Annotated in this window: 18 protein-coding genes and 4 tRNA genes; 20 read left to right on the top strand and 2 right to left on the bottom strand. The window is 60.2% G+C overall.

Going from position 1 to position 25177, the window contains the following annotated elements; translation table 11 throughout:
• Nucleotides 1–52: 52 nt before the first annotated feature.
• Nucleotides 53–1033, bottom strand: coding sequence for a 1,4-dihydroxy-2-naphthoyl-CoA synthase (locus HMPREF2820_RS07620; RefSeq protein ID WP_016422029.1), 981 nt, complete (start codon nt 1031–1033; stop codon nt 53–55).
• Between the two features lie 13 nt (nt 1034–1046).
• Between HMPREF2820_RS07620 and HMPREF2820_RS07615 the strand changes: the two genes are divergently transcribed.
• The 5 genes from HMPREF2820_RS07615 to HMPREF2820_RS07595 all read left to right on the top strand — a co-directional run bounded on the left by HMPREF2820_RS07615 (nt 1047) and on the right by HMPREF2820_RS07595 (nt 6510).
• Nucleotides 1047–2072, top strand: coding sequence for an o-succinylbenzoate synthase (locus tag HMPREF2820_RS07615; RefSeq protein WP_070603554.1), 1026 nt, complete (start codon nt 1047–1049; stop codon nt 2070–2072).
• 101 nt (nt 2073–2173) lie between these two features.
• Nucleotides 2174–4006 (top strand): 2-succinyl-5-enolpyruvyl-6-hydroxy-3-cyclohexene-1-carboxylic-acid synthase, encoded by a 1833-nt coding sequence (menD, locus tag HMPREF2820_RS07610; RefSeq protein WP_049172342.1) that lies wholly within the window; start codon nt 2174–2176, stop codon nt 4004–4006.
• 96 nt (nt 4007–4102) lie between these two features.
• Nucleotides 4103–4594: a DUF3592 domain-containing protein gene (locus HMPREF2820_RS07605; protein ID WP_070603553.1), complete on the top strand. Its 492-nt coding sequence runs from the start codon at nt 4103–4105 to the stop codon at nt 4592–4594.
• Nucleotides 4595–4598: 4 nt separating this feature from the next.
• On the top strand, nt 4599–5807 hold the full coding sequence (locus HMPREF2820_RS07600) for a glycosyltransferase family 4 protein (RefSeq protein WP_070603552.1): 1209 nt from the start codon (nt 4599–4601) through the stop codon (nt 5805–5807).
• A 10-nt stretch (nt 5808–5817) separates the two neighbouring features.
• Nucleotides 5818–6510: a demethylmenaquinone methyltransferase gene (locus tag HMPREF2820_RS07595; protein ID WP_049172335.1), complete on the top strand. Its 693-nt coding sequence runs from the start codon at nt 5818–5820 to the stop codon at nt 6508–6510.
• 51 nt (nt 6511–6561) lie between these two features.
• On the opposite strand, the gene HMPREF2820_RS07590 is transcribed toward HMPREF2820_RS07595, so the two are convergent.
• Nucleotides 6562–7914 carry a geranylgeranyl reductase family protein gene (locus HMPREF2820_RS07590; RefSeq protein WP_246822241.1) on the bottom strand — a complete coding sequence of 451 codons (1353 nt, stop codon included), beginning with the start codon at nt 7912–7914 and terminating at the stop codon, nt 6562–6564.
• 118 nt (nt 7915–8032) lie between these two features.
• Between HMPREF2820_RS07590 and HMPREF2820_RS07585 the strand changes: the two genes are divergently transcribed.
• The 15 genes from HMPREF2820_RS07585 to HMPREF2820_RS07515 all read left to right on the top strand — a co-directional run bounded on the left by HMPREF2820_RS07585 (nt 8033) and on the right by HMPREF2820_RS07515 (nt 25037).
• Entirely contained in the window at nt 8033–9088 is a 1056-nt protein-coding gene (locus HMPREF2820_RS07585) for a polyprenyl synthetase family protein (protein ID WP_049172333.1), read from the top strand.
• 180 nt (nt 9089–9268) lie between these two features.
• Nucleotides 9269–9350 (top strand) — tRNA-Tyr (locus HMPREF2820_RS07580).
• 400 nt (nt 9351–9750) lie between these two features.
• Nucleotides 9751–9823: transfer RNA gene (locus tag HMPREF2820_RS07575), tRNA-Thr, on the top strand.
• 39 nt (nt 9824–9862) lie between these two features.
• Nucleotides 9863–9936, top strand: a tRNA-Met gene (locus tag HMPREF2820_RS07570).
• 103 nt (nt 9937–10039) lie between these two features.
• Nucleotides 10040–10112: transfer RNA gene (locus HMPREF2820_RS07565), tRNA-Trp, on the top strand.
• A 446-nt stretch (nt 10113–10558) separates the two neighbouring features.
• On the top strand, nt 10559–10867 hold the full coding sequence (gene secE / locus HMPREF2820_RS07560) for a preprotein translocase subunit SecE (RefSeq protein ID WP_070603550.1): 309 nt from the start codon (nt 10559–10561) through the stop codon (nt 10865–10867).
• A 191-nt stretch (nt 10868–11058) separates the two neighbouring features.
• The gene (gene nusG / locus HMPREF2820_RS07555; RefSeq protein WP_070603549.1) at nt 11059–11931 is read left to right on the top strand and encodes a transcription termination/antitermination protein NusG; all 873 of its coding nucleotides are present in this window, start codon (nt 11059–11061) and stop codon (nt 11929–11931) included.
• 338 nt (nt 11932–12269) lie between these two features.
• Nucleotides 12270–12707, top strand: coding sequence for a 50S ribosomal protein L11 (gene rplK, locus HMPREF2820_RS07550; protein WP_016422043.1), 438 nt, complete (start codon nt 12270–12272; stop codon nt 12705–12707).
• 101 nt (nt 12708–12808) lie between these two features.
• The gene (rplA, locus tag HMPREF2820_RS07545; protein ID WP_016422044.1) at nt 12809–13513 is read left to right on the top strand and encodes a 50S ribosomal protein L1; all 705 of its coding nucleotides are present in this window, start codon (nt 12809–12811) and stop codon (nt 13511–13513) included.
• 253 nt (nt 13514–13766) lie between these two features.
• Nucleotides 13767–14399, top strand: coding sequence for a hypothetical protein (locus HMPREF2820_RS07540; RefSeq protein WP_069359387.1), 633 nt, complete (start codon nt 13767–13769; stop codon nt 14397–14399).
• 387 nt (nt 14400–14786) lie between these two features.
• A complete protein-coding gene (gene rplJ, locus HMPREF2820_RS07535; protein ID WP_016422046.1) occupies nt 14787–15299 on the top strand; it encodes a 50S ribosomal protein L10 in 513 nt (170 codons plus the stop codon).
• A gap of 124 nt (nt 15300–15423) precedes the next feature.
• Nucleotides 15424–15807: a 50S ribosomal protein L7/L12 gene (rplL, locus tag HMPREF2820_RS07530; protein ID WP_016422047.1), complete on the top strand. Its 384-nt coding sequence runs from the start codon at nt 15424–15426 to the stop codon at nt 15805–15807.
• A gap of 223 nt (nt 15808–16030) precedes the next feature.
• Entirely contained in the window at nt 16031–16996 is a 966-nt protein-coding gene (locus tag HMPREF2820_RS07525; protein WP_070603548.1) for a cell envelope lipid trafficking protein PgfA, read from the top strand.
• 432 nt (nt 16997–17428) lie between these two features.
• Nucleotides 17429–20917: a DNA-directed RNA polymerase subunit beta gene (locus tag HMPREF2820_RS07520; protein WP_042388391.1), complete on the top strand. Its 3489-nt coding sequence runs from the start codon at nt 17429–17431 to the stop codon at nt 20915–20917.
• A 148-nt stretch (nt 20918–21065) separates the two neighbouring features.
• Nucleotides 21066–25037 (top strand): DNA-directed RNA polymerase subunit beta', encoded by a 3972-nt coding sequence (locus tag HMPREF2820_RS07515; RefSeq protein WP_048732411.1) that lies wholly within the window; start codon nt 21066–21068, stop codon nt 25035–25037.
• Nucleotides 25038–25177: the final 140 nt, after the last annotated feature.

The following is a 25177-nucleotide window of genomic DNA, read 5'->3' as shown; positions in this document are numbered from 1 at the left end:
TAGGGCTGGGGGCTCACGCCGCTAAGCCAGCCCTAGCAGTGTCCCAACAGGCCTAGTAATAGAACGGGAACTCGTCCCAGTTCGGGTCGCGCTTTTCCAGGAACGCTTCCTTGCCCTCGACGGCCTCGTCGGTCATGTACGCCAGGCGAGTAGCCTCACCCGCGAAGACCTGCTGACCCATCAGGCCATCATCGGTCAGGTTGAAGGCGAACTTCAGCATGCGCTGCGCTGTCGGGGACTTACCGTTGATCATGCGACCCCACTCGACCGCGACATCTTCCAGCTCAGCGTGGTCCGCGACCTCGTTGACAGCACCCATGCGGTGCATGGTCTCAGCGTCGTAGGAGCGGCCGAGGAAGAAAATTTCGCGGGCAAACTTCTGACCAACCTGCTTCGCCAGGTAGGCCGAGCCATAGCCGGCATCGAAAGATCCCACGTCAGCGTCGGTCTGCTTAAAGCGAGCCTCCTGGCGTGATGCCAGCGTCAGGTCACACACCACGTGCAGGGAGTGTCCGCCACCTGCGGCCCAGCCATTGACCACAGCAATAACAACCTTCGGCATAGTGCGAATCAGGCGCTGCACCTCCAGGATGTGCAGGCGACCTCCCTCGACCTTGGCGCGCGCGGTATCGATGGTGGATGCGTCCGCGGTAGCGTCGTCATGCTCGTGGGACGTTGCGTACTGGTAGCCGGAACGACCGCGAATGCGCTGGTCACCACCCGAACAGAATGCCCAGCCACCGTCCTTGGTGCTCGGGCCGTTACCGGTCAGCAGCACTACGCCGACATCCGGGGTGCGGCGCGCGTGGTCGAGCGCGCGGTAGAGCTCATCGACGGTATGCGGGCGGAATGCGTTACGAACCTCCGGGCGATCAAACGCAATACGCACAATGCCGTTCTCGCGGCCCTCGCCGACGTGCCGGTGGTAGGTGATGTCGGTCAAATCCTCAAAACCATCAACCGTCTTCCACTGCTCGGGGCGGAAAGGGTTATCGGTCGAGTACTTCGCGGTATCAGTCATGGCTTCCAGCATAAAGGTCTCTAGCATGAGGGGTATGTCTGTGTCCGCTGCGCCCAACATCAAGCTTCCGCCAATCGACGACATCCTCGACCGCGCCCACGTCGTCGCGCTGCCCATGGCAGTGAAATTCCGTGGCGTCACCACCCGCGAGGCACTCCTCATCGACGGCCCCGTCACCTGGGGCGAGTTCGCTCCCTTCCTGGAATACGAGGCGCCCGAGGCCGCCGCGTGGCTGCGCTCGGCCATCGAATGCGCATACGTCGGCCTGCCCACCCCGAAGCGCGAGTTTGTCGAGGTCAACGCCACCATCCCCGCCGTCACACCCGACCAGGTGCCGGAGGTCGTGGCGCGCTACCCCGGGTGCCGCACGTTTAAGGTCAAGGTCGCAGAGAGCGGCCAATCGCTTAACGACGACATCGAGCGCGTAGCCGCCGTCCGCACCGCGGTGGCCGAAGCCTATGGCTATGAACCTGTGGTGCGGGTGGATGCGAATCGTGGCTGGTCGGTGGAGCAGGCCATCCGCGCCGCTCATGAGTTGGGGCCGCTGGAGTACATGGAGCAGCCCGTTGCGACTGTCGCCGAGCTGCGCGAGGTCCGCGACGCAGTGGGGGAGTTTTGCCCGGTTGCTGCCGATGAGTCGATTCGCAAGGCCGAGGACCCGTATTTGGTTGCGCGCGAGCAGGCTGCTGACGTGGGCGTAATGAAGGTCGCGCCCCTTGGTGGACCACGCCGCTTGCTTCGGTTGGCCGAGGAACTGGAGATGAAGGTGACCGTCGCCAGCGCTTTGGACACCGGTGTTGGCATGGCCGCCGGTTTGTTCACGGCGGCGGCCCTGCCTGCCACAGAGCTGCAGCCGGAGCCGAACGCGGCGGGTTTGGCCACGTCCTCGCTGTTTATCGAGGACGTCATCGAGCCCCGGCCACTTATCGATGGCCGACTGCCCGTCACCAACCCCGCGCCCGACCCTTCCCGCCTGGCCGAGCTCGCCGCGCCGGGCCCCCGCCGCGATTGGTGGTTCGACCGCCTCCGCGCGGCGTATGCCCATCTATAACGCCAAGAAAGTGACTAGGTTTATGACACTTTGAGCCCGAAAAACGGCTTCCAAACTGACATAAACCTAGTCAGTAACTCCCGGCAAGTAGCCTATTGAGTGTGAACAATAACCAGGACACCTCTCAAGACCCGGACACCGGCGCGGTCGAAACCACTCACGCCGCCCAGTCCACACAAGCCCCATCCGCAGTGGTAGCGGGCCTCATCGTCGATGAGCTGCTGCGTCTCGGCATGGTCGATGCCGTGGTGTGCCCGGGTTCCCGGTCCGCCCCGCTCGCCCGCGCTCTGGTCCAGGCCGCCGACGCGGCGAAGGTTCGCCTCCACGTACGTATCGATGAACGCTCCGCCGCCTTCCTCGCCCTCGGCCTGGCCTCGCGCACCCGCAAGGTGACCCCGGTAATTACAACGTCCGGCACAGCAGTGGCGAACCTCGTGCCCGCCATGGTGGAAGCCACCGCGTCGGGCATTCCGCTGCTGGCACTGACCGCCGACCGCCCCGCGCATTATCGAGGCACTGGCGCGAACCAGACCATCGTCCAGGACCGCCTGTTCGCTGATGCCTCCGTCGTCGAGTTCGATCTGGACGGCACCGCCCCGGTCACGAAGGCCACCGCCGCGCAGATCCGCGCCCGCATCGATCGCGTTGTCGCCGCCATGGCATCCGGCGCCGGCCACCTTAACGTCCGTTTTGTCGAACCGCTCGTGCCTGACGACGACTCCGTCGCCGACATCCCCGAGGGCCGCGCCGACGGCGGCCCCTGGACCACGATTGCGCCTACCAACAGCAACAACGTCGGCGCGGCCGCCATCGCAGCCAACTCGGCCACCGCAACCGGCCCGGCCAACTCGGCTAGCACAGCCACAATTGACATCAGCCGCCGCACACTCGTGATTGCGGGTTCGAATGCCTCGCACCTGCCAGAACTGGAGGATCTGCCAACCATCGCTGAGCCGAATGCATATGCGCCGGCGCACCCGGTTCACCCGCTCGCGGCGGGTACTTTTGCGCAGATTCTGCCGGAGCAGATTGTGTTAGTCGGCAGGCCGACGCTGCACCGAGGTATCTCTAAGCTGCTGGCCAATCCGGATATCGAGCTGACCGTTGTCTCCGAAGCGGAAAACCACGGTTTTGGGGTGGAGTTCCCGGATGTGACGGCGAACGCAAGGGCCGTCGTTAGGCATGTGCAGACTGTGGGGGAGCAGGACCCGCAGTGGACGAAAATCTGTGAGGCTGCCAGCGAATTGGCGGTGAAGTCCGTGCGAGAGACGCTTACCGAGTCGATTGAAGCGGAGGAACCGCTGACCGGATTTCATGTGGCGGCGGCGCTGACGGATAGCCTGCGCACGGGTGACAACGTGGTGCTGGGCGCGTCGAACCCGGTGCGCGATGCGTCGTACACGGGCCTGCCTTTCCCGGGTGTGAACACGTATGCGGGACGAGGTGCCGCGGGCATCGACGGCACGGTGGCGACGGCAATCGGTATTGCGCTGGCGTCCGACCGTGAGCATGCCGACGAGATTCGCCCGCCGCGGACGATTGCACTTATGGGTGACCTGACGTTCCAGCACGACTCCGCAGCGTTGGCAATTGGGCCGCTGGAGCCGAGGCCGGAAAACCTCACCATCGTGGTGGCCAATGATGCCGGTGGCGGTATTTTCGAGACGCTGGAGGCGGGCAGCCCGGCTCTGCGGGGAAGCTTTGAGCGCATCTTCGGCACGCCGCAGGACGTGGACTTTGAGGGCATCTGCCAGGCTTACGGAGTCGAGCACGTGCGTGTCGACCGCCTCCCAGATCTGCTCGCGCAGTTGCACCCGGATACCGACGTCGATGGCATCCGCGTCATTGAGGTGGCGACCACGCGTGCGACGCGTCGGCAGTTGCATCACAAGCTGGCATACAATGCGGAGATTGGGGTGCTGGACAAGCACTAGCTGGACAAGGCTCGCTGGACAAGCACTAGCCGGCCGGCAGCATCCAATCAGAGCTGGAAACAATCAGGGACAGAAAAATAGGAGGTCGCGACCGCCATGCAGTGGAAAACTGCCCTGGCCAATTGGCCGCGCCTCCTTCGTCAGGTACTGCTCTTTCTGATGATTTGCCTGTTGCTGTCGTGCCTGGCCATGGTGGTTGGCTGTTTCATTAATGACCGCAATATCGAGTCGAACATGGGGCAGTCCGTAGCCAATGTGCGCTCGGTCGAGCTCCTTCGCACCACGGTTGATTTCGTCGACGAGAATGGTGATTTTCAGTCGCCACCAACCGGTTTGCTCTATCCCGTTGGTCTGGAAGAGGGGCAGCGCGTCCGCGTCGAATACGACCGCACTGATCCCAATGTCGTCCGCGTCGCCGGACGTACATGGACGTTGTCACTTCTCCCGGCGACCAGTATCGCTGTGGTTGCATTTCTCGTCGTCGCGCCGTTGTGGTGGTTGTCGTTGCGCGCAACCCGTCGTTTACAAAGAGATCCCCAAAAGGTAAACAGAGGGTCACTTTCGCTTTCCGACGAGATGGAAAACTAGCACCATGCGCGTTGCCATCATTGCTGAAAGCTTCTTGCCCAACATCAATGGAGTGACAAACTCCGTGCTGCGGGTGTTGGAACACTTACGCCGTGAAGGACACGAGGCGCTGGTGATTGCGCCGGGTGCTCGGGACTGGCAGGAAGAGGCAGAGTTCTACTGCGACTACCGCATTGAGCGTGTGCCCACTGTGATGGTGCCGTTGATTGATTCGCTACCGATTGGTGTGCCGAACCGTCGGGTAGCGTCGGCGCTGACGCAGTTTAAGCCGGATGTTGTCCACTTGGCTTCGCCATTTGTGCTCGGTGGTGCGGGCGCGCTGACTGCCAAGGCACTGGGCATCCCGGCTGTGGCCATCTATCAGACGGACGTTGCGGGTTTTGCCAAGAACTACAAGTTGGCGGGGCTCTCCACGGCCGCATGGTTGTGGACGCGCGTGATTCACAACTCCTGCGCCCGAACGCTGGCGCCGTCGTCGCCGACTATTGAGGACCTGCAGGATCACAAGATTCGTGATGTCTACCGCTGGGGCCGCGGTGTTGATGCGGTTCGCTTTACTCCGACAAAGCGTAGTGAAGAGCTCAGGAAGCAGTGGAGCCCGGAGGGCAAGCCGATCGTTGGTTATGTCGGCAGGCTCGCGGCGGAGAAGTCTGTGGAGCGGCTGGCAGCGCTGAACGGCCGCGATGATATCCAGGTGGTCATTGTCGGCAATGGCCCGGAGCTGCAGAAGCTGCAGAAGCAGATGCCGAATGCCGTCTTTACCGGACAGCTCACCGGCGATAAGTTGGCAGCGGCATTCGCCAGTCTGGACGTGTTCGTCCACACCGGTGACTTTGAAACCTTCTGCCAGGCGGTACAGGAAGCCCACGCCTCCGGTGTGCCGGCCATCGCTCCGAACGCAGGCGGCCCGCGCGACCTGATTACCAACGACGTCAACGGCTACCTGCTGGAACCCAAGACTTTCACCCGCGATCTGTCTGAGGCGGTCGACAAGCTACTGCTCGTCGATGATGAGCTGGCACGCAAGCAGCTGCGCAACCGCTGCCGCGACACCGTGACCGAACGCACCTGGGAAGCACTGTGTGCAGACCTGGTTCGCCACTACGAGGAGGTTTCTGGGGTTTCCGCGGCCGAGACGTCAAGCAAGGTCGTAGCAGATGCGATTGATGCCTCCCGTGCAGGTGCTGCTACGCGTCAGAAGTCGGTCGCGTAATCTGGACATCGTGTCTAGGGCTGATTTAACGAAAAATCCCAGCGAAGTCGCCTCGATGTTCGACGGCGTGGGGAAGAATTACGACATCACTAATACCGTGCTCACCGGTGGCATTGACCACTACTGGCGCGTGCGCACGGCAAAGCGCCTGAACCTGCAGCCTGGCCAGAAAGTCCTCGACCTGGCCGCCGGTACGGCTGTTTCATCAGTGGAGTTGGCAAAGTCTGGCGCATACGTCGTTGCCTGTGATTTCTCCCGAGGCATGCTCAAGGCCGGTGCACACCGCGATGTTCCCAAGGTCTGCGGTGACGGCATGAAGCTGCCATTCCCGGACAACACCTTCGACGCGGTGACCATCAGCTTCGGTCTGCGCAACATCGTGGACTACAAGGCGGGCCTCGCTGAGCTAGCCCGCGTGGCCAAGCCCGGAGGCCAGCTAACAGTCTGTGAGTTCTCCACCCCTGTGGTGCCGGTGTTCAGCACCTTCTACAAGGAATACCTGATGCGGGCACTGCCGCAGATTGCCAAGGTTGTCTCCTCGAACCCGGAGGCCTATGTGTACTTGGCGGAGTCGATTCGCGCCTGGCCAAACCAGCCGCAGCTTGCCCGCGACATCAATGCCTCTGGCTGGGAGGATGCCGGTTGGCAGAATCTCACCTTCGGTATCGCAGCGCTGCACTCGGCAACCAAGCCCGTGCAGTAGCTCGCTAGCTCTCAGTCGGGCTGGGTCGCAGGGTCCGTCGTAAAGCGATTCCTACTGCCAGGGCTGGCGTCCGAAGCACTTATCGGAGGCCAGCGCTGTCCTCCCCGAAGCGCGCCAGAGTCGCGCCACTACGTCGCGGTCGTGTTCCGTGACCAGGTTGCCCATCAGGCGTGCGGCAACGCCCATGAGCTGGCTTCCCCACGGGGCGCCGATGGTCAGCGGGCCGACCGTGGGAAGGAAGCTCGGGTACGTCAGCGTCAGCGCCAACTTGCGAGCCAGCGAGAAGCCGGTGCCGTAGTGGTCGCGAAGGAGGGCGGGCCAGGAGTGCGTCAGCCCATCGCGGCCCGCACCAATCGAGCTAATCAGCTCCACCGCTAGCCGCGCCGACTCCATGCCGTAGTCAATGCCCTCACCGTTGAGCGGGTTGACCAAGCACGCAGCATCACCGAGCAACGCCCAGTTCGGCCCCGCCACATTCGACACGGCACCACCCATCGGCAGCAGCGCCGACGTCACGTGCTCCGGCTCGCTCATCTGCCACTGATCGCGCACCTGTCCGTGGTACTCGCGCAGCAACTTCTTCACGTTCGTGCGCGCCGGGCGTGCCGACGTCGCCAGCGCCCCACACCCCACATTCGCCCGGCCTTCTCCCAGCGGGAAAATCCAGCCATAGCCCGGGTGCGTCTGCCCATCGGAGTCGCGCAGTTCCAGGTGCGAGTGAATCCAGTCATCCGCTACGTCCGCGCTGTCGAAGCTGACATACGACCGCGCGGCCACGCCAAAGACGCTGTCTCGATGCCACGCACGCCCCAGCTGCTTGCCGACGGTACTGCGGACCCCATCGGCCACGAGCAACCAGCGGGCCGAGATGGTGTGTGGCTTGCCCTCGCGGTCGGAAAGCTCCACCTCGCGCACGCCATGACCCCGCGTGCCGCCAGTGTTCAGCGCTCCGAGAACCACCTTCCGCGCTGCGACTCCATCAAAGACCTGCGCACCGGCATCAGCGGCGGCATTGAGCAAGAAAGTGTCGAGCTCAACTCGCGGCATCGCGGATCCGACAGCGGGAAAAGTGCCGGAGGCATCATCTGGCCAAGGTGCGGTGATGGAGCCGCCGAAGCCGTGCAACTTGAGTCCGCGGTTGCGGTTGCGGCGCAGGAGCTCGTCGTCAAGCCCTAGGCGACGTAGCTCAGCGATGGCACGAGGAGTGAGCCCGTCGCCACAAGTTTTGTCGCGTGGGAAGCGCTGGGAGTCGACCACAGTGACCGAAAATCCGGCGCGGGCGGCGTGAATTGCGGCTGCGGAGCCGGTGGGGCCTGCGCCAACAATGAGCACGTCAGTGCTACTGGGTAGAGCGACGGTGCCGTCGAACGTGGGGGAAACTCGCGAAATCGGGCTTGAGGTCATTGCCCCAGCGTATAACGACGTTGAAACAAATATGGGAACTGGTCTGCTAGCCACTATGCTCGTAAGGTAGTTTATTTAGCAGTTTCTTATCTTTTATCGTCAGTTAGGCAGGTCTCGAATGCGTACTGGAGACTACTCCGGGCTTAGTTCCGGAAGTGCTCAGGGCACTGGTGAGCACACCGCCACTAGTTCTCACTTCGTTGATGAGGCGCTGGAAGCAACAATCACCGAGGGAATGCGCAAGAGCGAGGACCTCCTGATTACCGAGCTGGGGCGCGGCGAGGACTTCCTAGTCGAACGGGTTTCCCACCTAGCTCACGCTGGTGGTAAGCGCTTCCGCCCGATGTTTACCATGCTGGCCGCGCAGTTCGGGGAGAACCCGGAGAGCGATAAGGTCATCACCGCCGCGACGGTGCTGGAGCTGACGCACCTGGCGACGCTCTACCACGACGACGTCATGGATGAAGCGGATAAGCGCCGCGGCGTGCCCTCCGCAAACTCGCGCTGGGACAACACCGTCGCCATTCTGGCCGGTGACTACCTCTTCGCTGCTGCGTCCCGCCTGCTGGCAGAGCTCGGCTCCGAGAGCGTGGCTCACTTCGCTGAGACCTTCGGTGTTCTTGTCACAGGTCAGATGCGCGAGTGCCTCAACGACTTGGACCTGCCGATAGAAGAGCGCATCGAGCGCTACCTGAAGGTCATTGCCGAAAAGACCGGTGTGCTCATCGCATCGGCCGGTTATCTCGGCGCCTATCACGCCGGTGCGTCGGCCGAGATTTCCAACGCGCTGCGCCGCTATGGCGAACTAATCGGTATCGTTTTCCAGATTGTCGACGACATCATCGACATCTCCTCCAATACCGATCAGTCCGGCAAGACTCCGGGTACTGACTTGCGCGAGGGCGTCTTCACGCTGCCGGTGCTCTACGCGCTGCAGGAGGATACCCCAGCCGCTGACCGCCTCCGTGAGATTCTCGTCGGCCCAGTCTCCGACGACGCGCTTGTCGACGAGGCCCTCGAGCTTTTGGCTCAGACCAACGGTGTGGCTCGCGCGATGGAGAAGGTCAATGAACTGCTGGATGAGTCCGACCGCGTCATCGCTGACCTTCCTGACTGTGCGGCCAAGGAGGCCCTGCGTCACGTTGCTCGCTACACCGTGGAGCGCGTGGGGTAGCGGATTGAGCTCCATCGGCGAGATGGGCCTAGGGGCGAGCACTGCTCTGAGGTGAGCTCTGCTCTGGGGTGAGTTCTGCTGAGGGGTGAATCCAGGTAGGGAAATATCCTCTCGACCTGCCGATTTGTGTAAATGACAGAGTAGTGGGTAGCATTCCATTCGCACCGTTTAAGAGTGCACGCCAGATTGCCCGAGCGGCCAAAGGGAGCGGATTGTAAATCCGTCGGCATTGCCTTCGTTGGTTCGAATCCATCATCTGGCACAGTGAAATCACCGCGAGAATTTTCTCGCGGTGATTTTTTTTGTTTGTAGGGGCTGTTGGTGGGGATGCGGGGCAGGGGTTTGGGGTAGGGGCTCGAGTGAGGGGCTCTGGATTAAGCGGGGCAGGGGCTCGAGTTAGAGGCTCGGGTTAGAGGGCAGCCACTCATCGATGAGCTATTCACTTATGGTTCCGCTGGAGCTCATCGATAAGTGAATAAATTATCCATAAGTGCGCGCCAAATGTCTGCAAACGCGACAAGAAATACCGCTGCCTACCTGCTGATTTGTGCTTAGTGGTGATTTCGGGTTAATCTTTGCAAGGCTTCACGGAGAGCACAGAGCGAAACAAAGCGGTCAACAATTGGCCACGGAGTTACGTGCTGAGTTCAACGGATGCTGATGCCCCCTTAGCTCAGTCGGCAGAGCGTTTCCATGGTAAGGAAAAGGTCGACAGTTCGATTCTGTCAGGGGGCTCTGTTCTTTTATACGGACTTATGTCCGGTAGAGAATAGGGGCGATGTAGCTCAGATGGTGAGAGCGCACGACTCATAATCGTGAGGTCGGGGGTTCGATCCCCCCCATCGCTACTACGGACAGTGATGTTCGTCGAACCCCGCCTTGATTATGCAGCAATGCAGTAAGGTGGGACATTGTCAGCTAAGGACTGAAAAGTTCTTTCGCTGGTGGTGAAGGGGCGTGGCTCAATTGGTAGAGCAGCGGTCTCCAAAACCGCAGGTTGCAGGTTCGAGTCCTGTCGCCCCTGCAAGTACCCGTCATCCAGGGCGTATAAAAATGCGTCTGGGTGGCGGGTTTTTCGTTTATGTTCGGTGGCGGTGGGCGGTGGGCCAATGCGAGTTACTGACTGCGTTTATGACAAAAACAGCTCGAAAAATGGCTTGAAAGTGTCATAAACCCATACAGGTTCACATCTGCAGCCCAAGCGAACAGCCAAGCGAGCAGCCAAGCTAGCAGCCCGTGGCTCTTTGGGGTTGTCAGAATCGAATCTCGAAGCCTGCGGTTCCCACGAAGGGCATTTCTTCGATAGTGTGGATTATCGGCTAGAATTTACGCACTGAACCAGACTTGCTCTGCACAGTGGGGGCTTGGCTCCGGAGAACTTCCCCGGAGTTTGCCCTTGAAGAATTCACGTTTGAGTTTCACTGTGCAGTATCTTTAGGTCTCATATGCACGAAGTAGCGAAGGAGCATCGTGTCTGAGGAAAACCAGACTTTCCAGGCGGCGGCTCGCCCGTCCGGTAAGCGCCAGGCGACGGGCGCGCAGACCACCGTGGCGAAGAAGCCTGCGCGTGAGAAGGAGACCAACGAGCTTTCGACTCGTAACCCTTTGGTTTTCGTCAAGCAGGTTGTTGACGAGCTGCGCAAGGTGATTTGGCCGACCGGCCGCCAGATGGTCACCTACAGCATCATCGTGATTCTGTTCCTGATTGCCATGATCGCTCTCGTGTGGGGTGTGGACACGCTGGCCGGTCTGGGTGTTCGATCGGTGTTGGGCAAGTAATCGGTTATACTGTTTCGCAGTGATGCTTTTCATCCCGCCTCCGAGTTCCGGACGGCGGGATTATTCGTTAGCGCAGCTGGCGTCTGGCTGTGCGAAGTGATTGCGGATGGCATATTGGCTCTTAAGACTCTTTAGGCGAAGATGCCAATGTCGCGAACCGTTGATGTAGATACAAGAGGGGTTAGCACGACATGAATGATGGTCAGAATATTTTCTCCGAGGCCCAGTCCGCGGATGCTGCCGCAACTGAGCAGGATGCGCAGGACGCACCGGCTCAGGTAGAAGCTCCGGCCGAGGGTGCAGCCGACGCAGCCGCAGCCGACACAGCCGCAGCTGACACGGCTGCAGCAGAAGCAGCGCCGGCAGAGGAGACTGCCGCTGACGCTGAGGCACAGGCAGCTGCTGACGCAGATGCCGAGTACCGTAAGCGCCTGCGCGAGTTCCAGCGTGAGCTCAAGCGTCGTCCGGGCGACTGGTACATCATCCAGTGCTACTCCGGCTACGAGAACAAGGTGAAGACCAACCTGGAAATGCGCGCCCAGACCATGGGTGTCGATGAGCAGATCCACGAGGTCATCGTTCCGGTTGAGGAAGTCGAAGAGCGCAAGGACGACGGCAAGAAGAAGATCGTTAAGCGCAAGCTGCTGCCGGGCTACGTTCTGGTCCGTATGAGCCTGGATGATCCGTCCTGGTCCGTCGTCCGCGACACCCCGGGTGTTACTTCCTTCGTTGGTAGCGAGGGCCAGCCGTCCAAGGTCAAGATCCGTGAGGTCGCTAAGTTCCTCATGCCGAAGGAGACCATCACCGCGGACGCCGCTGAGGAAGCTGCAAATGCCGACGGTGAGCTGGCCGTCGCAGCGGCTCCGCAGACGGAGAAGAAGGCCGTCGCCATCGACTACGAGGTCGGCGAGTCCGTCACCATCCTGTCCGGTCCGTTCGCATCCGTGGCGGCGACCATCTCCGAGATCGACCCGGACACCGGCCGCATGAAGGCTCTGGTTTCCATCTTCGGCCGTGAGACCCCGGTCGAGCTGGGCATCGATGAGGTCGAGAAGCTGAACTAGGCCCGGCCTCAAGCCAGGCGCAGAGCCAAGCGGCAAGCACCGCCAAGCCAAGCGCCGAGCAAGGCACCAGCTAGCTCGCTCGCGCAACCAATCCGGTAACGGATTTTGATGCACGCCATACGCTGCGGTAACGTAGCCAGGCGTGCATTTTTGTGCCTTGAGCACAGATGCGCCAAGTAATTCGTATCCCCGGTGGCTGGCACCAACTCAATGACCAGCGCCAGTGGCCATGATGGTCGAGGGCGCAAGGGTCGTCGTAAAGCGTCGGCATCCGGACGGGGTGAGTCGCCTTTTCATCGGGGCGGCGCGCCCCGGTAACTAGGAAGTAGGTTAATCCGATGGCTCCGAAGAAGAAGCTTTCTGCGATTATTAAGCTGCAGATTCAGGCTGGTCAGGCTAACCCGGCTCCGCCGGTTGGTCCGGCACTGGGTGCTCATGGTGTCAACATCATGGAGTTCTGCAAGGCTTACAACGCAGCAACTGAGAACCAGCGTGGCAACGTTGTCCCGGTTGAAATCTCTGTCTACGAAGACCGCTCCTTCACCTTCGTTCTGAAGACCCCGCCGGCAGCTAAGCTGCTGCTGAAGGCCGCTGGCATTCAGAAGGGCTCTGGCGTTCCGCACACCAACAAGGTCGGTTCCGTGACCTGGGAGCAGTGCAAGGAAATCGCCGAGCTGAAGAAGCCGGACCTGAACGCTAACGACATCGAGATGGGTGCACGCATCATCGCCGGTACCGCTCGTTCCATGGGCATCACCGTCGAGGGCGCTAAGTAAACCGTCAGCGTTTAGCTGCACCTTCATCAAGTGGTAGGGCCAGCTTCGGCCCGCTACACACCACAATCCAACCATTTCACTTAATTGAGATTGGACTTTTCATGAGCAAGAACTCTAAGGCATACCGCGCCGCCGCCGAGAAGATCGACGCCGGCCGCATCTACTCTCCGCTCGAGGCCGCTAACCTGGCCAAGGAGACCTCCTCCAAGAACTACGACGCCACCATCGACGTCGCTATCCGCCTGGGCGTTGACCCGCGCAAGGCTGACCAGCTGGTTCGCGGCACTGTCTCCCTGCCGAACGGCACCGGTAAGACCGTCCGCGTTGTCGTCTTCGCTGCTGGCGAGAACGCCACCAAGGCTGAAGAGGCTGGCGCTGACTTCGTTGGCTCCGAGGAGCTGATCGAGAAGATTCAGGGCGGCTGGACCGACTTCGACGCTGCTATTGCTACCCCGGACCAGATGGCCAAGGTTGGTCGCGTGGCTCGCATCCTCGGCCCGCGTGGTCTGATGCCGAACCCGAAGACCGGCACCGTTACCCCGGATGTCGCTAAGGCTGTCACCGAGATCAAGGGCGGTAAGATTTCCTTCCGCGTTGACAAGGCTGCAAACCTGCAGGCTGTTATCGGTAAGGCTTCCTTCGACGCTGAGAAGCTGGCCGAGAACTACGGTGCGCTTATCGACGAGCTGATGCGCCTCAAGCCGTCCGCTGCTAAGGGTAAGTACCTGAAGAAGATCACCGTCTCCGCCACCAACGGCCCGGGCATCCCGGTTGACACCAGCGTGATCAAGGACTACACCGCCTAAATCAGCATCAGCCGATAGGTGAGTGTGCTCTTCACGAGTCACTCGAGAGTAACTCTGAGCAAAGCTCTTTAAAACCGCCGCCGCGCGCACTTTCCAGAGTGTGTGAGGTGGCGGTTTTGCATTGGCATAAGGGGTATCGATAGCGCGGTGGGGGCTTGGGCGCGGTAGACGTCGTAAAGCGAATTGCTAATCCAAACAACTAATCCAGGCGAAATGGACTCACAGCCGAAGTTTGTTGCTTAAAATCGCGACTATGACGTTAATTTTGGAACCCGAAGAAGGGCTGGAGGCGCTCGGCGAGATTAATCGCCTGGCGCAGCTCGACGACGGTTCCGGAATTATTGAACCGCAGCTCATCTCGTATCTCGACTCGTTGGGTGACGACGCCTATGACATGCCCTGCCTGCGCATCGCGGGACAGACTCTGCTGGGCGAGGTACTGACGGGGCTAGGGGAGGACGAACGCGTAGCTGAGGTCCTTCGCCGCAACATCCAGGACTCTGTGGTGCTTCCGGGGATGAGTGAGGAGGAAGCTCTACAAGCTCGGGCGGCGCAGGTCGTGGTTGTGCGGCTGCTGCGGATCATCGCGCGGATGGAGGCCGTCGAGCTGCGCAATGTCGTGGCGCAGCAGTGCCTGGCATCGCAGATCCCGCCGGTTGTGCGCGTGGCACTGACACTCACCGTGGATATTCTCGACGCCGCCAGATTGGACGCACATCCCGACGACATGGTGCGCGTGGTGCTTGACTACGCCGACCAAGTGCTCTGGCTTGCCGACGATGACCTGAATGCGTACTTTGCCGAGCTCGAGATGATTGTCCAGCAACGTGAGAAGGACCTGGAGTTCGGCCGCTTCGGAGAGCCCGGTGCGGCGCGGTTTGGATAGTCGATTTGGTTAATTGCCAGGGTCTGGTATAAAGTTTCTTCACGAAGTTTGACCGGCTTCCAATCGGTACCAACATCGAGTTGGGAAGATGGAGGTTGGTGCTCAAGTTTCACCGAAGACCGTCGGTCATTCGCTTTGAAAGAAGCGGATTGAAGGTTTCATTGTAGGAATACAGTGAGCGGCCCACGCAGGAGGGCTTGGAAGCGCTTGCGCAGTTTGACTTCACCTGTTGTCCTTGCGGTCGGCGGAGTTGAAGTGGAACATGCCACAAGAATTGTGCGCCCCATCCTTGTGCGAGGATTGGGGCGTTTGTTGTATTTGCGCAAAAGAATCCTTCACTTGGCCGAGCGGAAAATTGCAAAGACCAGGAAGGAGGCGAGAGTACACATGGCAGCAAATGCTGAGAAGATTGCAGCTGTTGCAGCGCTGAAGCAGGACGTTGAAGAGTCCAACGCTATCGTGCTGACTGAGTACCGCGGCCTGTCCGTTGCGGAAATCACGGAACTGCGTCGCGCCCTCGGTGCTGATGTTAAGTACTCCGTCGCCAAGAACACCATGATCAAGATCGCTGCCGACGAGGCAGGGATTGAGGGTCTTGATGAGCACCTGAACGGCCCGACTGCAGTCGCCTTCATCAAGGGCGAGGCTGTGGATGCGGCTAAGGCGATTAAGAAGTTCGCCGGTGACAACAAGAACCTCGTGATCAAGGGCGGCTACATGGACGGTGCTGCAATGGATGCAGCACAGTTCGAGGCTCTTGCGGATATGGATAACCGTGAGACCACGCTGGCAAAGCTGGCTGGTGCCTTCAACGGCGTTCTGGCGAACGTCGCTGGCCTGCTCGACGCTCCGACCTCCTCGGTTGCCCGCCTTGCTGCGGCACTCGAGGAAAAGAAGTAATCCCGAGCGGCTCGCGATCTACGCGAACTAAATCACGCGAAAAACTTTTCAATATCACTTTGACGGCTTCGACCCCAGGGATCTCTGAGGGGAGCGGCCGCACCACACTCATAGGAGAATATCCATGGCTAAGTACACCACTGAGGAACTGCTCGAGGCTTTCAAGGAAATGACCCTCGTTGAGCTCACCGAGTTCAAGAAGGCTTTCGAGGAAGAGTTCGACGTCACCGCTGCTGCTCCGGTTGCAGTTGCTGCTGCAGGCGCTGCTGGCGGCGAGGCTGCTGCTGAGGAGAAGGACGAGTTCGACGTCGTCCTCGAGGACGCTGGCGCTAAGAAGATCGGCGTTATTAAGGCTGTCCGTGAGATCGTCTCCGGCCTGGGCCTGAAGGAGGCTAAGGAGATGGTTGAGTCCGCTCCGAAGGCTATCCTGGAGGGTGCTTCCAAGGACGACGCTGAGGCTGCTAAGGCTAAGCTGGAAGAGGCTGGCGCAAAGGTTGCCCTCAAGTAATTCAATTACTTGCCTCGGCCCCGGTAGTGGCCTAAAGCTACCAATTCTGACCGCCAATTCTGGGCTTCGTTCCCGGGGTTGGCGGTTCTTTTGTTTCTGGGGCCTTTGCTAACCCGCCTGACCCGGGCAAAACCTCACTAATCTCACCCGTCACAGGGAGTTGAGGCAAAAACCAGCCCACTCATTGTCTTGATTACCCTTATTGGCCTGTAAAGTATCTAACATGCTCTCACGGCCGAGAATTTTGTCTATCCTTCTGTTGGGTCTAGGCACCGCACTGCTTGCTGCTGGCATTTTGCTGCCCAAAGTGCTCAATGTTGATCCCAAAATGCCGCTTGACCTGCCGCCGGTGTCGTATACCCTGCGGGCGGAAGACGGCGTATCCACCAGGATTAACGAAGAGGGCAAGCGGGAAGAAGTGCACTCGCCGCTGCAGCGACAGCTTCACGGCGTGCTCATCGAACCCGCGGATGCGGACAAGGTTTCGCTCCGCGTCGGCGTGACTGAAATGCGTGAGCTTCCCCCTGAGGTTATCGGCACCGACCCGCTGACGGAGCTTATCGAGGCCAATATCTGGACAGTTACCATCGATCGACTCACCGGCGAGGCGCTGGCTCCTGCGACGCTTGTCGACCGCATGGCGGGCGTTCCACGGTCAGTGGCTTTCGAGGGGAACTGGGTGAAGCTCCCGGCCGACACGGAGGAAAAGGAATACCTGATCTTTGATGATTTCCTCCACGATTCCTTGCCAGCAAAGTTTGTCGGGGAAGAGGAGCGCGGTGGTAACCGTGTCCTGCATTTCCGTCAGGACATTGAGAAGACGAATCTCGCCCAGAAGTACCGTTCTTACGTCTCTCAGTTAACCCAGGATGACAAGTCCGGCTTCCTCCAGTACCAGGGCACCCGTGATTTGTGGGTTGAGCCCAAGTCTGGCTCGGTCATCGATATGGCCGAGGACATCCACCTTTGGTGGGAGACCCGCGACGGCGAGCCGATCATGGACTACCTGCGCTTCAACGGCAAGATGGACGAAGGCCTTTCCAATCAGCTTCTCTTTGGCGCAATACAGAATTTCCAGCGCCCAGCTCTAGAGCCGTGGTCAATCGGCCTCATTGCGTCCGGTTCAATTCTGGTATTCATCGCAATCGTGGGCATCGTGCGTCCTTCGACCCGTCGTAAAGCAGAGTAACGCTTTACGACGGCCATAGCGCCCAGGCCTCATCGTTATATCGGTAACGGGTGAATGCGACACGCCCGATTTGTCAAGTTGTACTAGACAACTGCCAGTTTTTGATATAGGCTAAATCGTTGCGCTGGAATTAGTGTATCTGTCGCCAGCTCTTTTATAGTTTGCGCTCGGAGCGCGGGGCTATTATGTAGCACCGTTTTTCGTGCATCTAGCTGTTAAAGGAGTTGCTGCGGCGCCGCCGTTAGGGCTCGGGGCTCGCCTTTAAAGGCTGGTCTTGGAGGCCAAGTGGCGGGGGAATCACTTTCGTGTGTGACCAAAGGTTAGACGCAAAGTATCCCGGTGCGCAACAGAAATAATTCCTGCAACTTGAATCGCGTATAAACCAAGCGGGCGGAGCGCACCACCGGTTGCCGGTGTGCTCCACCGCGTGAGGTGCTGGAAGGACGCATCTTGGCAGTCTCCCGCCAGACCAAGGCAGTAACCGGTATTCCCGGAGCTTCGAAGAGGTACTCGTTTGCAAAGATTCAGGAGCCGATTGCGGTTCCTGGTCTGCTCGACCTGCAGCGTGAGTCTTTCGCATGGCTCATTGGCACGCCTGAGTGGCGTGCTCGTCGCCAGGAGGAGCTCGGAGAAGACGCTCGGGTTACCAGCGGTCTCGAAGATATTCTAGAAGAGCTCTCTCCGATTGAGGACTACTCCCAGAAGATGTCCCTGACGCTGTCGGACCCATGGTTCGACTCCGTTAAGAACACCGTGGATGAGTCCAAGGATAAGGACATCAACTACTCGGCTCCCCTCTACGTCACCGCGGAGTTCACCAACCGCGAGACCGGTGAGATCAAGAGCCAGACTGTCTTCATCGGTGACTTCCCGATGATGACGGACAAGGGTACGTTCATCGTCAACGGAACTGAGCGTGTCGTTGTTTCTCAGCTGGTGCGCTCTCCGGGCGTCTACTTCGATGAGACCATCGACAAGTCCACCGAGCGCCCGCTGCACTCGGTGAAGATTATTCCGTCGCGCGGTGCGTGGCTGGAGTTCGACGTCGACAAGCGGGACACCGTCGGCGTTCGTATTGACCGTAAGCGTCGCCAGCCGGTCACGGTTCTGTTGAAGGCTTTCGGCTGGACCACCGAGGAGATCAAGGAGCGCTTCGGCTTCTCTGAGATCATGATGGCCACCCTGGAGAAGGACGGTGTTGCAAACACCGACGAGGCTCTGCTGGAGATTTACCGCAAGCAGCGCCCGGGTGAGCCGCCGACGCGCGAGTCCGCGCTGGCTCTGCTGGAGAACAACTTCTTCAAGCCGAAGCGCTACGACCTGGCTAAGGTCGGTCGCTACAAGGTCAACCGCAAGCTGGGTCTGGGCGCTGATGCCTCCGGCGAGATGGTTCTGACCGAGCAGGATATTGCTACCACCATCGAATACCTTGTGCGCCTGCACGACGGCGAGAATGTTATGACCTCGCCGGAAGGTGTCGAAATCCCGGTTGAGACCGACGATATCGACCACTTCGGTAACCGTCGTCTGCGTACCGTAGGCGAGCTGATTCAGAACCAGGTCCGCGTGGGTCTGTCCCGCATGGAACGCGTGGTTCGTGAGCGCATGACCACTCAGGACGTGGAGTCGATCCAGCCGACCACCCTGATTAACGTGCGCCCGGTTTCCGCGGCTATCCGTGAGTTCTTCGGTACTTCCCAGCTGTCCCAGTTCATGGACCAGAACAACTCGCTGTCGGGTCTGACCCACAAGCGTCGTCTGTCTGCACTGGGCCCGGGTGGTCTGACCCGTGACCGTGCTGGCCTTGAGGTTCGAGACGTTCACCCGTCCCACTACGGTCGCATGTGTCCAATTGAGACCCCAGAGGGTCCGAACATTGGCCTGATTGGTTCGCTGTCCTGCTACGCACGCGTGAACCCGTTCGGTTTCATTGAGACTCCGTACCGTCGCGTCCGCGATGGTGTCATCACCGACGAGGTCGACTACCTCACCGCTGATGAGGAAGACCGCTACGTCGTCGCGCAGGCCAACACCCCGATCGACGAGAACGGCCACTTCGTTCAGGAGACTCTGTCTGTTCGTAAGAAGGGTGGTGACGTCGAGTCCGTCCGCGCCGATGAGGTCGACTACCTCGATGTTTCCCCGCGTCAGATGGTCTCCGTGGCTACCGCCATGATTCCGTTCCTCGAGCACGACGACGCTAACCGTGCCCTGATGGGTGCGAACATGCAGCGCCAGGCTGTGCCGCTGCTGCGTTCGGAGGCTCCGTTCGTCGGTACTGGTATGGAGCAGCGTGCGGCTTACGACGCCGGCGATGTCATTGTCGCTTCGGCCACCGGTGTGGTCGAGACCGTGTCGGCAGACTTCATCACCATCATGGATGATGAGGGCCAGCGCCACACCTACCTGCTGCGCAAGTTCGAACGCACCAACCAGGGCACCTGCTACAACCAGAAGCCACTGGTTGACGAAGGCCAGCGTGTTGAGGCCGGCCAGGTCATCGCTGATGGTCCGGGTACCGACAACGGTGAGATGGCACTTGGTAAGAACCTGCTCGTGGCATTCATGCCGTGGGAAGGACACAACTACGAGGACGCCATCATCCTGAACCAGCGCATGGTTGAGGAGGACATCCTGACCTCGATTCACATCGAGGAGCATGAGATTGATGCCCGCGACACCAAGCTGGGTCCGGAGGAAATCACCCGTGACATCCCGAACGCATCCGAGGAGATGCTGAAGGATCTGGATGACCGCGGTATCGTCCGCATCGGTGCCGACGTTCGCGACGGTGACATCCTGGTCGCTAAGACCACGCCGAAGGGCGAGACTGAGCTGACTCCGGAGGAGCGCCTGCTGCGCGCTATCTTCGGCGAGAAGTCCCGCGAGGTCCGTGACACCTCCATGCGTGTTCCGCACGGTGAGTCCGGCAAGGTCATCGGCGTCCGCGTCTTCTCCCGTGAAGACGATGACGACCTGGCACCGGGTGTCAACGAGATGGTCCGCGTCTACGTTGCGCAGAAGCGCAAGATTCAGGACGGCGACAAGATGGCAGGTCGCCACGGTAACAAGGGTGTTATCGGCAAGATCCTGCCGCAGGAGGATATGCCGTTCCTGCCGGACGGCACCCCGGTCGACATCATTCTGAACACCCACGGTGTTCCGCGTCGTATGAACATCGGCCAGGTCCTCGAGGTTCACCTCGGCTGGCTGGCGAAGGCCGGCTGGAGCATTGAGGGCGACCCGGATTGGGCTAAGCGTCTTCCGGCTGACCTGCACGACGTTCCGTCCGACTCCCTGGTTGCAACCCCAGTGTTCGACGGTGCTGAGAACGAGGAGCTCGCTGGTCTGCTCGCGTCGTCCCGCCCGAACCGTGACGGCGAGGTGCTGGTCAACGCTGACGGTAAGGCCACGCTGTTCGACGGCCGCTCTGGCGAGAAGTTCCCGTTCCCGGTTTCGGTGGGCTACATGTACATGCTGAAGCTGCACCACCTGGTCGACGAGAAGATTCACGCTCGTTCCACCGGTCCGTACTCCATGATTACTCAGCAGCCGCTGGGTGGTAAGGCTCAGTTCGGTGGTCAGCGCTTCGGTGAGATGGAGGTGTGGGCAATGCAGGCATACGGCGCTGCCTACACCCTGCAGGAGCTGCTCACCATCAAGTCCGATGACGTGGTTGGCCGCGTCAAGGTCTACGAGGCAATCGTGAAGGGCGACAACATTCCGGATCCGGGTATTCCGGAGTCGTTCAAGGTGCTTCTGAAGGAATTGCAGTCGCTCTGCCTGAACGTTGAGGTCCTTTCGGCCGACGGCGTTCCGGTTGAGTTGGGCTCCTCCGACGATGAGGAACTCGACCACGCGACCGCTTCCCTCGGCATTAACCTGTCCCGCGATGAGCGTTCCGACGCTGACTCCGCATAGTTTCTCGCTTAACGACGAAACATTGCGTGAGTATCAGGGTCGGGAAGCCCTAACTCGCGAATAACCCAACACAGACGACAACGTACAAAAACCTCCGCAGAGAATTTGGTTTCCGCATTACTTCGATGCGGAGGGAAAGGGAAAACAGGTGCTCGACGTCAACAACTTTGACGAGCTCCGGATTGGGCTCGCTACCGCCGACGACATCCGCCGCTGGTCTCGCGGTGAGGTCAAGAAGCCCGAGACGATTAACTACCGTACGCTGAAGCCGGAAAAGGATGGCCTTTTCTGTGAGCGTATCTTCGGCCCGACCCGTGACTGGGAGTGTGCTTGTGGTAAGTACAAGCGCGTTCGCTTCAAGGGCATCATCTGTGAACGCTGTGGCGTTGAGGTGACCAAGTCGAAGGTTCGCCGTGAGCGCATGGGCCACATTGAGCTGGCCGCTCCGGTCACTCACATCTGGTACTTCAAGGGTGTGCCGTCCCGCCTCGGCTACCTGCTCGACTTGGCTCCGAAGGATCTGGAAAAGATCATCTACTTCGCCGCCAACATCATCACTTCTGTGGATGAAGAGGCTCGCCACAACGACCAGGAAACCCTCGAAGCAGACATGCTCGTGGACAAGAAGCTGGTTGAGGACGACCGCGACCAGGAGCTGGCCGAGCGTGCCCAGACCCTGGAAGAGGATCTGGCTGAGCTCGAGGCAGCCGGTGCCAAGGCTGACGCCCGTAAGAAGGTTCAGTCTGCAGCCGAGCGCGAGATGCGCCACATCCGTGAGCGCGCCCAGCGCGAGCTGGATCGTCTCGACGAGATTTGGAACACCTTCATCAAGCTCGAGCCGAAGCAGATGATTATCGACGAGGGTATTTACACCGAGCTCGTCGACCGCTACGAGGACTACTTCACCGGTGGTATGGGTGCTGAGGCTATTCAGACCCTGATCCGCAACTTCGACCTGGCCAAGGAGGCCGAGGAGCTGCGCGAGATTATTCGCGACGGCAAGGGGCAGAAGAAGATGCGCGCCCTCAAGCGCCTGAAGGTTGTCACTGCATTCCTGCAGTCCGGCAACGACCCGGCCGCTATGGTGCTCGACTGCATTCCGGTGATTCCGCCGGAGCTGCGCCCGATGGTGCAGCTCGACGGTGGCCGCTTTGCGACCTCGGACTTGAACGACCTCTACCGTCGTGTCATCAACCGCAACAACCGCCTGAAGCGCATGATCGACCTCGGCGCTCCGGAGATTATCGTCAACAACGAGAAGCGCATGCTTCAGGAATCCGTTGACGCACTGTTCGACAACGGACGTCGCGGCCGCCCGGTCACTGGTCCGGGTAACCGCCCGCTGAAGTCCCTGAGCGACCTGCTCAAGGGTAAGCAGGGTCGTTTCCGTCAGAACCTGCTGGGTAAGCGTGTTGACTACTCCGGCCGTTCGGTTATTATCGTCGGCCCGCAGCTGAAGCTGCACCAGTGTGGTCTGCCGAAGCTGATGGCTCTCGAGCTGTTCAAGCCGTTCGTGATGAAGGAGCTCGTGGCCAAGAGCTACGCGCAGAACATCAAGAGCGCAAAGCGCATGGTTGAGCGTCAGCGCCCAGAGGTCTGGGACGTCCTCGAAGATGTCATTACCGGACACCCGGTTCTGCTGAACCGTGCACCTACGCTGCACCGCCTGGGTATTCAGGCGTTCGAGCCGGTCCTGGTTGAGGGGAAGGCAATTCAGCTGCACCCACTGGCTTGTGAGGCTTTCAACGCCGACTTCGACGGTGACCAGATGGCAGTCCACCTGCCGCTGTCCGCTGAAGCACAGGCCGAGGCTCGCGTCCTGATGCTGTCCTCGAACAACATTCTGTCGCCGGCTTCCGGTAAGCCGCTGGCTATGCCGCGTCTGGATATGGTCACTGGCCTGTACTTCCTGACGCTGGAGAAGCCGGAGCTGCCGGGTGGCCACCAGGATGCCACCGAGGACGCACCGGAGCAGGGTATTTACACCAGCCCGGCCGAGGCCATCATGGCTTACGACCGCGGTGCAATTGGCCTGCAGAGTCCGATTAAGGTGCGCATCAGCCACCTGCGTCCGCCGGCTGAGATTGAATCCGAGCAGTTCCCAGACGGTTGGAACAAGGGCGATACCTGGCTGGCTTCGACCACGCTGGGCCGCGTTATGTTCAACGACCTGCTGCCGTGGAACTACCCATACGTCGAAGGCGTTATGGCTAAGAAGCCGCAGGCTGCGATTATCAACGACTTGGCTGCCAAGTACCCGATGATCACGGTCGCTCAGACCGTCGACAAGCTCAAGGATGCTGGTTTCTACTGGGCTACCCGTTCTGGTGTCACCATTGCTATGTCTGACGTGCTGGTTCTCCCGAACAAGCGGGAGATCCTAAACGGCTACGAAGAGAAGGCCGCCACGGTGGAGAAGAAGTTCCGCCGCGGTAAGCTCTCGGCTGCTGAGCGTCACGAGTCGCTGGTTAACCTGTGGAAGGCTGCGACGGCTGAGGTCGGTGAAAAGGTCGAAGCTCTGTACCCGGATGACAATCCGATTCCGATGATCGTGAAGTCGGGTGCTGCCGGTAACATGGGCCAGATTCACTCGCTGGCCGGCATGAAGGGTATGGTTACGAACCCGCGTGGTGAATACATCACCCGCCCGATTAAGACCTCCTTCCGCGAAGGCCTGTCGGTTCTCGAGTACTTCAACAACTCGCACGGTTCCCGTAAGGGTCTGGCCGATACCGCGCTTCGTACCGCTGACTCGGGTTACCTGACCCGTCGTCTGGTCGACGTTGCACAGGACGTCATCGTTCGCGAAGAGGACTGTGGCACCCACGATGGTGTCATTGTCGAAATCGGCGAGGATGTTCTGGACGCAACCGGCAACCCGACCGGCGAGATCCGTCGTGCGAAGTACGTCGAGACCGCCGCGATTGCTCGCGTGCTGGCAGCCGATGTTACCGACGCTGAGGGCAATGTCCTTATCGAGGCTGACACCGACCTGAACGACGACCACATCACCCTGGCACTCAGCCACGGTGTCAAGGAAGTCAAGGTCCGCTCGGTTCTGACCTGTTCGACCGCAACCGGTGTCTGTGCCAAGTGCTACGGTCGCTCGATGGCAACCGGCAAGCTGGTCGACATCGGAGAGGCTGTCGGTATTGTCGCTGCGCAGTCCATTGGTGAGCCGGGTACCCAGCTGACCATGCGTACGTTCCACCAGGGTGGTGTCGGTGGCGACATTACCGGTGGTCTGCCGCGTGTCCAGGAGCTGTTCGAGGCCCGCGTGCCGAAGAACAAGGCTCCGCTGGTCCGCGAAAACGGTCGCGTGCGCCTGGAAGAGGACGAGCACTTCTACACGCTGACCCTCATCCCGGATGCCAACAGCGAGGACGAGGTCGTCTACGACAAGCTGTCCAAGCGTCAGGGCCTGGCTGAGATCACCGTCGATGGCCGTCGTCGCGCCATCCGCGATGGTGACCATGTGGTCAAGGGGCAGCAGCTGCTCAAGGGCGCTGCCGATCCGCACGAGGTCCTCGAGGTCCTGGGCCGCCGAGGCGTCCAGCGCCACCTCATCGAGGAAGTCCAGTCGGTCTACCGTGACCAGGGTGTGGCCATTCACGACAAGCACATCGAGGTTATCGTCAGCCAGATGCTGCGCCGCGTGATTGTGTCTAAGCCGGGTGACTCCGATCTGCTGCCAGGTGCACTGGTCGAGCGCTCCACGGTCATGGCTAAGAACCGCGAGATTGTTGCCTCCGGTGGCAGCGTCATCGAGGGTCGTCGCGTGCTGATGGGTATTACCAAGGCATCGCTGGCCACCGAGTCCTGGCTGTCCGCCGCCTCCTTCCAGGAGACGACGCGCGTGCTTACCGACGCCGCTATCAACAAGCGCTCGGATAAGCTCATCGGCCTGAAGGAGAACGTGATCATCGGTAAGCTGATCCCGGCTGGTACGGGTATCTCGCGCTACCGAAACATCACGGTTGAGCCGACTGAGGAAGCTGCCCGCCAGGCAGCCGCCCCGTTCGCTTCCTTCGGTGAGGGCTTCTACGGCGCCGAGGACACCTACGGCATCGACCAGGTCGGTTCCGCAGTTCCGCTGGATGACATCGGAACCTTCGAGTAGAAATCAATAGCTTTGCGGCAGTGGCTGGGGGAGCGGGAGAATTCCCTCGGTCACTGTCTGGCAAAGCACCTCGCCTGACAGTTGGGGCTTCGTGCGCTAACTGTTAGGTGGCAACCGGAAAAATCCTCCGGCACAGTTGT

It is taken from the genome of Corynebacterium sp. HMSC064E08, from assembly GCF_001811805.1.
Taxonomy (GTDB): domain Bacteria; phylum Actinomycetota; class Actinomycetes; order Mycobacteriales; family Mycobacteriaceae; genus Corynebacterium; species Corynebacterium jeikeium_D.
The sequence above is the reverse complement of the archived record's forward strand: the minus strand, read 5'-3'. Positions and strand labels throughout refer to the sequence as shown.